Raw genomic sequence first — 12,295 nt, forward strand, 5'->3', positions numbered from 1 at the left:
GTCACCCTGCCACCCGCCAGCGGCGATACGAGTCTCGTTCAGCTGCCGTTCACCCGTGGTGGGAGTACATGTTCAACTCACCGACCATGTGCGGGCGGCCCTGGTGCGAACGCCGCTCCCATGGCATCGTCCTGTCAGCCGCGTCACGCGCACACCCCCGCACGTGCGCGCGACACACGCCGACCCGCGTACAGCCAGGGAGCCACCCGATGACAACTGCGCCGACCGAGCCGACCGAGCCGCTCTGGCAGCCGGACGAGGAGCGCATCGCCCACGCCGCCGTCACCCGTTTCCAGGCGTGGGCCGCCGAACACCACGGAGCCCCCGTCGACGGCGGATACCCGGCCCTGCACCGCTGGTCCGTCGAGGAGCTGGAGACCTTCTGGGGCGCCGTCGCCGAATGGTTCGACGTCCGTTTCGCCACCCCCTACGCGCGCGTGCTCGGCGACCGCTCGATGCCCGGCGCCGACTGGTTCCCCGGAGCCACCCTCAACTACGCCGAGCACGCCCTGCGCGCCGCCACGGAGCGCCCCGGGGACACGGCCCTCCTCCACGTGGACGAGACCCACGAGCCGACCCCGATCACCTGGGGCGAACTCCGCCGCCAGGTCGGCTCGCTCGCCGCCGAACTGCGCGCCCTCGGCGTCCGCCCCGGCGACCGCGTCAGCGGCTACCTGCCGAACGTCCCCCAGGCCGTCGTCGCCCTCCTCGCCACCGCCGCCGTCGGCGGCGTCTGGACCTCCTGCGCCCCCGACTTCGGCGCCCGCTCCGTCCTCGACCGCTTCCAGCAGGTCGAGCCGGTCGTCCTCTTCACCGTCGACGGCTACCGCTACGGCGGCAAGGAGCACGACCGCCGCGACACCGTCGCCGAGCTCCGCGCCGAGCTCCCCACCCTCCGCGCCGTGGTCCACATCCCGCTCCTCGGCACGCCGGCCCCCGAAGGCGCCCTCGACTGGGCCGACCTCGTCGCCGCCGACACGGAGCCCGTCTTCGAGCGGGTCCCGTTCGCCCACCCCCTGTGGGTCCTGTACTCCTCCGGCACCACCGGCCTGCCGAAGGCGATCGTCCAGTCCCAGGGCGGCATCCTGATCGAGCACCTCAAGCAGCTCGGCCTCCACTGCGACCTCGGCCCCGAGGACGTCTTCTTCTGGTACACCTCCACCGGCTGGATGATGTGGAACTTCCTCGTCTCCGGCCTCCTCACCGGCACCACCGTGGTCCTGTACGACGGCAGCCCCGGCTACCCGGACACCGGCGCCCAGTGGCGCGTCGCCGAACGCACCGGCGCCACCCTGTTCGGCACCTCCGCCGCCTACGTCATGGCCTGCGCCAAGGCCGACGTCCACCCCGGCCGCGACTTCGACCTCTCCGCCGTGAAGTGCGTCGCCACCACCGGCTCCCCGCTGCCGCCCGACGGTTTCCGCTGGCTCCACGACGAGGTCCGCGAGGACCTGTGGATCGCCAGCGTCAGCGGCGGCACCGACGTCTGCTCCTGCTTCGCGGGAGCCGTCCCCACGCTCCCCGTGCACATCGGGGAGCTCCAGGCGGCCGGCCTCGGCACCGACCTCCAGTCCTGGGACCCCTCCGGCAAGCCCGTCATCGGGGAGGTCGGCGAGCTCGTCGTCACCAACCCCATGCCCTCCATGCCGATCCACTTCTGGAACGACCCCGACGGCAGCCGCTACCACGACAGCTACTTCGAGATGTTCCCCGGGGTGTGGCGCCACGGCGACTGGATCACGATCACCGACCACGGCTCGGTCGTCATCCACGGCCGCTCCGACTCCACCCTCAACCGCCAGGGCGTGCGCATGGGAAGCGCCGACATCTACGAGGCGGTCGAGCGGCTTCCCGAGATCCGCGAGTCCCTCGTCATCGGCCTGGAGGAACCGGATGGTGGATATTGGATGCCACTCTTCGTCCACCTCGCCGAGGGCGCGGCCCTCGACGACGACCTGATCGCCCGGATCAAGACCACGATCCGCACCGAACTCTCGCCGCGCCATGTCCCCGACGAGATCATCGAGGTCCCGGGCGTCCCGCACACCCTCACCGGCAAGCGCATCGAGGTCCCCGTCAAGCGCCTTCTCCAGGGCACCCCCCTGGAGAAGGCCGTCAACGCGGGCTCCGTCGACAACCTCGACCTCCTGCGCTTCTACGAGTCCCTCGCGGCCACCCGCCGAGGCTGACACGAGAAGGGGCGCCCCACGCGGGGCGCCCCTTTCCGTCACCTACCGGTTCAGCGGGGCACCTGCCCGGCCTGTGCCACCGCCGCCTTCCTGAGCACGGCGGTCTCGCTCAGCACCGTCCCGGCCGCACCGGCGGCCGAGGCCGAGACGAGCACGGTCCGCTCCCCGAGGAAGGCCGAGGTCGACCGGTCGAAGACCCACTGGGTCCGCTCCGCCCCGGAGGTACGGGCCACGGCCACGCCCTCCCGGCCGGCCGCGTCCCGCGCCGACGGCAGCACCACCACGCCGGGGATCCGCCCGGCCGCCTCGAACAGCGCGGCCGTCACCTTGGGCGGCGCCCAGGTCTCGGCGAGCAGCGTCCCGATCGCGGCGAACGCCCGCTGGTCCGCGTCCCCGCCACCGGTACGGGTCTGCTCCCGCACCAGCCGCAGGAGCGCCTCCGGCTCGGTCGGCAGCCCCGCCACGAACGCGTGCGTCGGCTCGGTCACCGACGGCTCGCCCGTCTCCAGGTACGTCCGCCGGGGCTCGGCACCGGGCCCGTCCAGCTCGTACACGGGCAGCCGGGGCGACAGCTCGGAATCCGCGGCCCCCTCCTCCCGCAGCAGCCCGGCCCGGCTCCCGTCGGCCGACAGCCACACCTGCCGCCGGTGTACGGGTTCCACGACGGCCGCCCCGCCGCCCGCCGGAAGCCCGGCCCGCGACACCAGGCTCTCCACGTACACGAACTCCTCCGGCCGCGCGTCCGGCGCGGGCGCCGAGGCGGCGGCGAGCGCGGCCCGCGAGAGCAGCACGGCGGCGCCCTCCGCCCGCACCGCCGACCGCGGCTCACGCGGCTCCGGGGGAGCGGCGACGAGCACCGCACCCGCCGCGATGCCGCACACCACCGCGGGCACGGCGAACCGCACGGCCCTCCGCGTCCACCACCCCGCCGGCCGCGAGGGCCGCACCGAGGCCAGCAGCTCCCGACGCAGCTCCCGCTGCCGCTCCGGCGCGAACTCCGGTACGGCGGGCGCGGGCAACAGGGCGCTCAACTCGCCGAGCAGCGGATCCCGGTCGGAACGGGACAGGGAACGGGGATCGACGTCGTTCATACCGGCTTCTCCGGGGAGGTTCGGGGGACGAGGACGGTACGGCCGTCACTCACGGACAGGGAAGGCCCGCCGGCCACGGCGCCGACACCGGCACCGGATCCGGCACGGCGCCGACCGGCGCGCAGTTCGGCCTCGGCGAGGGCCCGCAGCCGCTCCCGGGCTCGCGAGAGCCGGGAGCGCACGGTCCCGACGGGGACGCCCAACGCCTCGCCCGCCGTCGCGTAGTCGAGTCCGGCCCACACCACGAGCCCGAACACCTCCCGCTCACGGCGCCGCAGCCGGCCGAGGGCCACCCGCGCGGCCCGCAGCCGCTCCTCGTCGGCGAGCCGCGAGTCCACCGCGTCACTGAAGTCCGGCAACACCCCCCGGTCCGGCATCCGCGCCAGCGCCGCGTCCCGCCGCCGCGCCTCCCGCGCGGCCCCGCGCAGCACATTGGTGGCGATCCCGAACAGCCACGGCCGCAGACTCCCGCCCTCGGCACGGACCTTGCCCCGGCAGCGCCACGCCTCCAGGAAGGTCGCGGACACGACGTCCTCGGCCGAGGCCCGGTCCCCGCACATCCGGTACGCGTACCGGAACAGCGCCCGTGCGTGCTCGTCGTACGCCTCACCGAGCGCCGCGGGATCCCCGGCCCGGAAACGTTCTCTCATCTCTGGTTCCACACTGGGTACTGCTCACCGGTTCGCCCGGGTTCCCGTGACCCGCGCCACACTCCCCGCCCGCCCCGCGCCTCATGTGGCCCAGGTCACGGGAACCCCGGCCGCGCGGCGCCCAGTTCCCTGCATGAACGAAACACCGACGCAGCGCACCACGCCCCAGGCCCCTGGATCCAATATCCAGGACACCGGATCCACCACCCAGAACACTGGATCCAAGATCCGAAACAGTGGGTCCCGTACCCAGAACATCGGATCCAGTCTCCAGAACGTTGGATACAGGCTCCAGCGCGGTGGATCCGATACCCAGGACATCGGATCCAACATCCAGAACCGTGGATCCAGGATCCCGGACACCCCCTCCGTGATCCGCCCCAGGAAGGGATCCAGGATCCGCCCCGCCCTTCCCGCCCTCGCTCTCGCCGCCGCCCTCACGGCCACCGCCTTCACGGCCCCGCCCGCCACCGCCCAGAGCGAGACGTTCACCCTGACCCTCCGCCACCTCGACCGCGAGGGCGCCCCGACCGACTCCTACTCGACCCGCGTCGTCGGCGTCTCCGGCGCGGGCGAGGCCGTCGAGGAAAGGCCCCACGACGCCTCCGGCACCGTCACGCTGCGGCTGCCCAAGGGCCGCTACCTCCTCGACTCGCAGCTGCTCCCCGAGTCCGAGGGCGCCGGTGTCGACTGGCTCGTCCAGCCCCGCCTCGACCTCGACCACGACACGACGGTCACCCTGGACGCCCGCACCACGTCGCCGGTCGACGTGCGGCCGCCCGAGGCAGGTGCCCGTCCCGAGCACGCCATGTCGTTCATCGAGGTCCACCACGACGGACGGACCCGCTCCGCGAACCTGATGTCCTCGGCGGACGGTCTGCGCGTGGCGCACGTCGGCCCCGCCGCCGAAGCCGGCTCGGTGACGGCCTCGTTCGACGCCTACTGGATCGGTGAGCGCGCCGACTACGGCCTCGGCTACCGCTTCACCTCCGGCCGCGCCCTGACCGGCTTCGCCCGCAGGCCCGCCGCCGGCGATCTGGCCACGCTCAAGGTCCGCGCGGCCGACCGCGACGCCGCCGGCGGCGTCGGCTCCGCCGCGATCCTGCCGTCCGAGGGCACCACCGTCGGACTCGGCGCCCAGTTCGCCCGCCCCGGCACCGCGACCTTCCACGTCACCCCCGAGCGCGGCGCCTGGGACCTGTCGTACACCACGCCCGGCACGCCGGAGACGCCGCCCAACCGGTACGAGGCGCCGGACCTGCCGGTCCGTGCCGGCGCGACCACCACCCACACCTTCGACAACGCCGTCTTCGGCCCCGCCCTCGACCCGACCCCCGGCGCGGCGCCCGCCGGTGTCCGCGACGGCGACCGGCTCGCCCTGGACGTGCCGCTGCTCGCCGACGGCGAGGGACACACCCCCTCCGCCCCGGTCTTCCGCTCGGCGACCACGACCCTCCACCGCGACGGCGTCCTCGTCGGCACCCACCGCGGTGACCCCGGCCGGGCCTCCTTCGCCCTCGGCACCGCCGCGCAGGCCCGCTACCGGCTCACCGCCACCGCCCTCCACGGCACCGGCACGCGCGCGGGGCGCACGAGCGCCGTCTGGACCTTCGACTCCGCCGCGACCACCACCCCGACCGCACTGCCCCTGAGCGTCGTCCGCTTCACCCCGGCGCTCGACCTCGCCGGCACCGCCCCGGCCGGCGCGGAACTCCGCGTCCCCGTCACGGTCCAGGGCCCGGCCGCCGGCGCGGGCACCCGGTCGCTGCGCGTCCGGACCTCCGTCGATGGCGGCGGCACCTGGACCGAGGCGCCCGTCGTCAACGGCGCCGTCGTGGTCCGCAACCCCGCCGCCGGGGGCACGGTCTCGTTCCGCGCCACGCTCACCGACGCCCAGGGCAACACCCTGGACCAGACCCTCGGCAACGCCTACCGCACCCGCTGACCACCCGCCACGCGCGCGTGAGCCCGCCGCCCCGACCGTCTCCCGGTCCGGGCGGCGGGCTCACGCCGCGTCAGCCCCCGTACGTCGCCTGGGTGTCCCCGAGCACCCGCGCGAAGTCCGCCGCCAGCCGCTCGGCGGCCTCCGGCAGCAGCATGGAAGCGGTGATCCGTACGGCGGGCGGCGCGGTGATCCGGAAGCGGGCGCCCGCGGCCACCCACCACCCGTACGTCCGCAGCCCGTTGACGACCGCCGACTCGTCCCGCACCGGCACCCACACGTTCAGGCCGGAGGCCCCGACCGCGCGGATGCCGCGGGCGCCGAGGGCGTCGACCAGTGCCCGCCGCCGCTCGGCGTACGCGGCCTCCCCGCGTGCCACGAGCCGTGCCACCTCCGGGTCGGAGAAGAGCCCGACGACGGTCTCCTGGAGCACATGACTGACCCAGCCGGAGGTCATCACCATCCGGCCGTCGTGCCGGGCGAGCGTCACCGCGTCCCCCGTCACCCCGGCCCACCGCAGGTCCACGCCCAGCCGCTTCGAGACCGTGCGCACCTGGGCCCAGCGGGCGGGCGCCAGTGCGCTCACCGTCGGTGCCGCGGGCCCGTCGAGCTCGGCGAGGTAGTCGTCCTCGATCACCAGGACCTCGGGGAACTCCCGGAAGAGCGCCCCCAGTTCGTCCCGCCGCGCGGGGGAGAGGGACGCTCCGGTGGGGCACTGCGCGCGCGGGCTGAGGACGACGGCCCGCACGCCGGCCCGCAGCGCCGCCCGCAGCGCGTCCGGCGTGAGCCCCTCGCCGTCGACGGCCACCGGCACCATCCGCAGTCCCAGCGCGGGCACCAGGTCGAGGAGGTGGTGGAAGCCGGGGTCCTCGACGGCCACCGCGTCCCCGGGCCGGAGCTCCACCGAGAGCAGCCGGGCGACGCAGTCGAGCGCCCCGTGCGCGAAGGTCACCCGCTCCGCGGGCACCCCGTCCCGCCGGAACCACGCCCGGGTCAGCTCCTCCAGCGCGGCGAGCCGCGGCGCCGCCCGGTGCGAGCCGTAGACGGGCCGTACGTCGCGGGGCGGGTGGAGCACCGGCAGGAAGGCGGGATCGGGCAGACCGCTGGCGAGGTCCGTCAGCCCCTCCGGCATGCGCGGGGGCCGCCGGGACGCCACCGACGGCGCCTCCGCCACGACCGTGCCGCCCCGCCCGCGGGTCACCACGAGCCCCCGTCCGCGCAGTTCCTTGTACGCGGTCGCCACCGTGCCCGGACTGACCCCCAGGTCGTCCGCGAGCTTCCGTACGGGAGGCAGCGCGTCGCCCGGGGCGAGTTCCCCCTCGGCCACCCCGCGTTCGACGGACGCGGCGATCCCCTTGGCTGTCGTCCCCTGAATCCAATATTGTGTTGCCACATTCAAAATTATGTACCAATACATAAATCGCGTCAAGGGGGAACCACGTGAGTCGGCCGTCGTCATGGCACCGCACCGCGCTCGACCGCATCCCAGGAGGCCGCGACGGCCGCCGCATGCTCGTCGTCAGCATCGTCGACAAGACGGGCACCGGCCTCTGGGCCGGCTGCACCGCCCTCTACTTCACCTACGTCTCAGGGCTGAGCCTCGGTCAGGTCGGCCTGCTCATGACCGTCGCCGGCGGCGTCGGCATAGCCGGAGCCCCACTCGCCGGCGTCCTCGCCGACCGCTTCCCCCTCGTCCGCGTCATCGCCGCCACCCAGCTCATGCGCGGAGCCACCCTCCTCGCCCTCCTCACCACCGACCACTTCCTCCTCCTCACCCTCTACTCCGCCCTCGGCGCCCTCCCCGACCGCGCCGGCAGCGTCCTCATCAAGCTGTACGCGGCCCGCCAGGCCGGCACCGAACGCGCCCGCTACCAGGCCATCCAGCGCACCACCGTCAACATCGGCTGGTCCATCGGCGGCCTCGGCGCCGCGGCCGCCCTCGCCACCGGATCCACCCAGGCCTACACCTGGCTCCTCGTCGGCAACGTCCTCACCTACCTCGCCATCACCGTCCTCACCCTCCGCTGCGCCGAACCCCCCTCCGCCACCCGCACCGTCTCCCCGGCCTCCGCCACCCCTCGCGACACCGTCCGGGACAAGCCCGCCGGCCCCTGGCGCGACCGCACCTTCCTCGGCTACACCGCCACCGACGCCGCCCTCTTCCTCGACGACACGATCCTCCAGGTCGCCGTCCCCCTCTGGATCGTCCACGCCACCGAGGCCCCCGTCGGGCTCGTCCCGCTCCTCCTCGTCCTCAACACCGTCCTCGTCGTCCTCTTCCAGGTCCCCCTCGCCCGCTTCGGCGCCACCCCCGCCGCCGCCCGCCGCCTCCTCGTCCCCCTCTCCGGCCTCTTCGTCGTCGGCACGCTCGCCCTCGCCGCCTCCGCCGCCGGCGGCCGCGCCCTCGCCATCGCCGCGCTCGTCGTGGCCGTCGTCGCCCTCACCTTCGCCGAGATCGTCCACGCCACCGCCTCGTGGGAACTCTCCGTCGCCCTGGCCCCCGCCGACGCCCAGGGCGCCTACCTCGGCGCCCACGGCACCGCCCAGTCGAGCCAGCGCTTCGCCGGCCCCCTCCTCGTCACGGCCGTCATGACGGCCGGCCCCCTCGCCTGGCCCCTCCTCGGCCTCGCCCTCGCCGGCGCGGGCGCCGCCCAGCACCGCCTCATCCGCGACCGCGTCACCCAGCCCACCCCGCCGTCACTGTCAGTGCCGACGGTTACGGTGAGTGAGCATTGATCGCCGTGATCAGACCGCCACGAACGAGGGGGACCCATGACGACCACCACGACCACCACGACCACCACGACCCGCCTCCGCCGCGCCCTCCGCCGCGCCCTGCGCCGCGAGATCCCCAGCACCGTCGGACTCCTCGCCGACGAGCAGGACTTCGCCGCCATGCGCCGCTACCGCACCTTCGCCTTCGACGACCACGGCACCTACCTCAAGGAGATCGAAGCCCTCCTCAAATCCCTCGCCCGCCAGGGCACCCACACCACCGTGGCCCTCTTCGACCCCGACGAATACGTCTCCTACTGCGCCGAGACCGGCCTCGACCCCGATCACCCCACCAGCCGCAGCCGTTTTACCGACCACCTGGCCACCACCGGCGCCCGCGTCACCTACACCGGACAGCCCCTCACCACCCTCCTCCCCGAACTCGTCGACACCGCCGTCCGCCGCGCCACCTGGGAGTACGCCACCACCGTCCTCGCCACCGCCGGAGACTGCCCCGACTGCGACCTGGACCTCGGCCGCGACGCCTTCGACCACGCCACCCGCCTGCTCCTCGCCCTCCTCGACGGCGCGGGAAGCGGCACCCATCACCTCGTCTGCAGCGTCCCCGCCGCCGACGACCACCTGCTCGCCGTCCTCCACACCGCCCGCGACGACCAGGGCACCAACCACCACGACCCCACCGCCGCCACCGAGTTCGCCGCTGTCCTCGCGGCCGGCCTCGTTCTCGCCGCCCCGGGCGGCCTCGTCCTGCGCGCCACCCACCCCGGACGCCCCGACCGCGTCCACGGCTGGCGCCTCGCCGACGGCACCCTCGCCCCGCTGACCGAGGCCGAGGTCTTCGCCGCCTACTGCACCGACGCCCGCACCGGCGAACCCCTCCCCCCGGAGCACGGCGTCGACCACCGTGCCGGCTTCCCCCTCGCCCCCGACCCCGGCACCCACCGCCACCCCTGACCCCGGACACGACGAAGGGGCTCCCCGCCACCAGGTGACGGGAAGCCCCTCCGAACCACGCGCTACGACCCCGGGATCACTCCCCGGACAGCACCGCCTGCGCGGCCAGCCGCGCCTCGTGCGCCGTGTCCGCGGCCCGAGCCGCGGCCGCCGCACGCTCGCACTGCGCCAGCGTGTACTTCGCCAGCGTCGCCCGCACGTACGGGATCGACGCCGCACCCATCGACAGGGAGGTGACACCCAGACCGGTCAGGACACACGCGAGCAGCGGATCCGAGGCGGCCTCGCCACAGACACCACAGCTCTTGCCCTCGGCCTTGGCCGCCTCGGCGGACATCGCCACCAGGTCGAGCAGCGCGGGCTGCCACGGGTCCTGCAGCCGGGACACCGCGCCCACCTGACGGTCGGCGGCGAAGGTGTACTGGGCCAGGTCGTTCGTGCCCAGCGACAGGAACTCGACCTCCTGGAGGATCGAGCGCGCCCGGAGCGCGGCGGACGGGATCTCCACCATCGCGCCGAACTTCGCCCGGAGCCCCGCCTCGCGGCACGCGTCGGCGAACGCCTTCGCGTCCGTCCGGTCGGCCACCATCGGCGCCATGACCTCCAGGTACACGGGCAGACCCTCGGCGGCCTTCGCCAGCGCGGTCAGCTGCGTCCGCAGCACCTCCGGGTGGTCGAGCAGCGACCGCAGCCCGCGCACGCCGAGCGCCGGGTTCGGCTCGTCCACCGGCGTCAGGAAGTCGAGCGGCTTGTCGGCGCCGGCGTCGAGCACCCGCACGACCACACGGCCCTCGGGGAAGGCCTCCAGGACCTTCCGGTACGCCTCGATCTGCTTCTCCTCGGACGGGGCCTTCTGGCTGTCGTCCAGGAAGAGGAACTCGGTACGGAACAGACCGACGCCCTCGGCGCCCGCCTCCACCGCGGCCGGCACGTCCGCCGGGCCACCGACGTTGGCGAGAAGCGGCACCTTGTGCCCGTCCGAGGTGGCACCCGGGCCACTGGACGCGGACAGCGCGGCCTTCCGCTCCTCGGCGGCCTTGGTCAGAGCCGCCTTCTTCTCCTCGCTCGGGTCCACGAAGATCTCGCCGGTGGAACCGTCCACCGCGATCTCCGTGCCCTCCGCCAGCTCACCGGCACCGGGCAGCGCCACCACGGCCGGCACACCCAGGGCACGCGCCAGGATGGCGCTGTGGCTGGTCGGCCCGCCCTCCTCGGTCACGAACCCGAGCACGAGCGCCGGGTCGAGCAGCGCCGTGTCGGCCGGCGCCAGGTCCCGCGCGATGAGCACGTACGGCTCGTCGCTGTCGGGAACACCCGGCATCGGCACTCCGAGCAGCCGCGCCACGATCCGGTTCCGCACGTCGTCCAGGTCGGCGACCCGGCCCGCCATGTACTCACCGGCACCCGCCAGCAGCTCGCGGTAGTGCGAGAAGGCGTCGTAGATACCGCGCTCGGCCGTGCTCCCGACCGCGATCCTGCGGTCGACGTCGGCGATGAGCTCCGGGTCCTGGGCGATCATCGCCTGGGCCTCCAGCACCGCCTGGGCCTCGCCGCCGGCCAGGTTGCCGCGCGCGATCAGATCCGCGGCGACAGCCTCCACCGCCTGGCGGGCGCGCCCCTGTTCGCGCTCCGCGTCCTCGGCGGGAATCTGCTTGGCGGGCGGTTCGAGAACCGCCGTACCCATGTGCCGGACCTGGCCGATCGCCACACCGTGGCTGACGCCGACGCCTCGCAGCGTTGTCTCCATCTCACCCGTCTCCGATTGAGCGGCGGCCGAAGCCACCGCGTTGAATGTCGTACTCGTGGCCGTCCGGACGACGGACCGGACTCAGCTCCAGTCGAAGAGCTGGTCGCCGGCCTTCACGTCGCCGTCCTCACGGACGCCGGACAGCGAGTCGGCCGTGGCCTCGAGGGCGACGACGGGACAGATGGGCGACTTGCCGGCGGCCTCGACGTCGGCGGGGTTCCACCGCACGACGGCCTGTCCGCGCGCCACGGTGTCCCCCTTGTTGACGAGCAGCTCGAAGCCCTCGCCGTTGAGCTGGACGGTGTCGATGCCGAGGTGCGTCAGCACCCCGTGGCCTTCGCCGTCCACGACGACGAAGGCGTGCGGGTGCATGGAGACGACGACCCCGTCGATGGGGGAGACCGCCTCGGAGGGCTCACGTACGGGATCGATGGCGGTGCCGGGCCCGACCATGGCACCGGAGAAGACCGGGTCGGGAACGTTGGCGAGACCGATGGCGCGTCCAGCGAGTGGCGACGTCACGGTTGACATGGGAAGCCTCCCAGGGGCGGAGATCGTGTGGCGCCGCCACACCTGTCCTGGGCGGCGCGTACTGTTCAGAAGCGTAAGTCATAAGAAGTCCCGGTTCCGCACGAGACGTACCAGTTGGCGGACCTAGGGACTACCGGAAACGATTTGCCTCTACTGACGGTGGGATGTACTGTCGTACTCCTGCCTGACCCCAACGCGGCTTTGAGTCGCGGTCGGCAGCACCGATCAAGCCAGATCCTAACCCCAGTGGTCTACACCTCTGCCTGCCCCGGTTCATCCGGTGAACGCGGAGGGGTGGTCAGGGGGACGGAGAAAGCCTGGTAATGTTTGACCCCGCCGGAAGGCCCCGAGAAATTCAATTCGGGACCGGAAAGCACCGAGGAAATCGGATCGGAAAGATCTGATAGAGTCGGAAACGAAGGAAGCGCCCGGAGGGCCTGGAAACAGGAACGAAG

General features: G+C 73.7%; 10 protein-coding genes. 4 read left to right on the forward strand and 6 right to left on the reverse strand.

The window, feature by feature from the left end; translation table 11 throughout:
• The first annotated feature begins 209 nt into the window (after nucleotides 1-209).
• Nucleotides 210-2,189 (forward strand): acetoacetate--CoA ligase, encoded by a 1,980-nt coding sequence (locus ABZ621_RS35180; RefSeq protein ID WP_360610887.1) that lies wholly within the window; start codon nucleotides 210-212, stop codon nucleotides 2,187-2,189.
• 50 nt (nucleotides 2,190-2,239) lie between these two features.
• On the opposite strand, the gene ABZ621_RS35185 is transcribed toward ABZ621_RS35180, so the two are convergent.
• Together ABZ621_RS35185 and ABZ621_RS35190 are read right to left on the reverse strand one after the other, a co-directional pair.
• A complete protein-coding gene (locus tag ABZ621_RS35185; RefSeq protein ID WP_360610889.1) occupies nucleotides 2,240-3,280 on the reverse strand; it encodes a CU044_5270 family protein in 1,041 nt (346 codons plus the stop codon).
• Nucleotides 3,277-3,930 (reverse strand): RNA polymerase sigma factor, encoded by a 654-nt coding sequence (locus ABZ621_RS35190; RefSeq protein WP_360610891.1) that lies wholly within the window; start codon nucleotides 3,928-3,930, stop codon nucleotides 3,277-3,279. Before ABZ621_RS35190 ends, ABZ621_RS35185 begins: the two co-directional genes overlap by 4 nt.
• A 370-nt stretch (nucleotides 3,931-4,300) precedes the next feature.
• On the opposite strand from ABZ621_RS35190, the gene ABZ621_RS35195 reads away from it, so the two are divergent.
• Nucleotides 4,301-5,875, forward strand: coding sequence for a serine protease (locus ABZ621_RS35195; RefSeq protein ID WP_360610893.1), 1,575 nt, complete (start codon nucleotides 4,301-4,303; stop codon nucleotides 5,873-5,875).
• Nucleotides 5,876-5,945: 70 nt separating this feature from the next.
• Here the strand turns inward: ABZ621_RS35195 and ABZ621_RS35200 are convergent, their stop codons facing one another.
• Nucleotides 5,946-7,265 (reverse strand): aminotransferase class I/II-fold pyridoxal phosphate-dependent enzyme, encoded by a 1,320-nt coding sequence (locus ABZ621_RS35200; RefSeq protein WP_360610895.1) that lies wholly within the window; start codon nucleotides 7,263-7,265, stop codon nucleotides 5,946-5,948.
• Nucleotides 7,266-7,312: 47 nt separating this feature from the next.
• Between ABZ621_RS35200 and ABZ621_RS35205 the strand changes: the two genes are divergently transcribed.
• The gene (locus ABZ621_RS35205; protein WP_360610897.1) at nucleotides 7,313-8,608 is read left to right on the forward strand and encodes an MFS transporter; all 1,296 of its coding nucleotides are present in this window, start codon (nucleotides 7,313-7,315) and stop codon (nucleotides 8,606-8,608) included.
• A gap of 36 nt (nucleotides 8,609-8,644) precedes the next feature.
• The gene (locus ABZ621_RS35210; RefSeq protein ID WP_360610899.1) at nucleotides 8,645-9,562 is read left to right on the forward strand and encodes a hypothetical protein; all 918 of its coding nucleotides are present in this window, start codon (nucleotides 8,645-8,647) and stop codon (nucleotides 9,560-9,562) included.
• A gap of 76 nt (nucleotides 9,563-9,638) precedes the next feature.
• Here ABZ621_RS35210 and ptsP read toward each other — a convergent pair whose 3' ends face one another.
• The 3 genes from ptsP to ABZ621_RS35225 all read right to left on the reverse strand — a co-directional run.
• Nucleotides 9,639-11,309 (reverse strand): phosphoenolpyruvate--protein phosphotransferase, encoded by a 1,671-nt coding sequence (gene ptsP / locus ABZ621_RS35215; RefSeq protein WP_360610901.1) that lies wholly within the window; start codon nucleotides 11,307-11,309, stop codon nucleotides 9,639-9,641.
• 81 nt (nucleotides 11,310-11,390) lie between these two features.
• Nucleotides 11,391-11,840, reverse strand: coding sequence for a PTS glucose transporter subunit IIA (locus ABZ621_RS35220; protein ID WP_360610903.1), 450 nt, complete (start codon nucleotides 11,838-11,840; stop codon nucleotides 11,391-11,393).
• Between the two features lie 251 nt (nucleotides 11,841-12,091).
• A partial coding sequence (locus ABZ621_RS35225; protein WP_360610904.1) for a hypothetical protein occupies nucleotides 12,092-12,295 on the reverse strand: 204 nt, incomplete at its 5' end.

The sequence above is a fragment of the Streptomyces sp. NPDC007863 genome (assembly GCF_040633895.1).
In the GTDB taxonomy this organism is placed as follows: domain Bacteria; phylum Actinomycetota; class Actinomycetes; order Streptomycetales; family Streptomycetaceae; genus Streptomyces.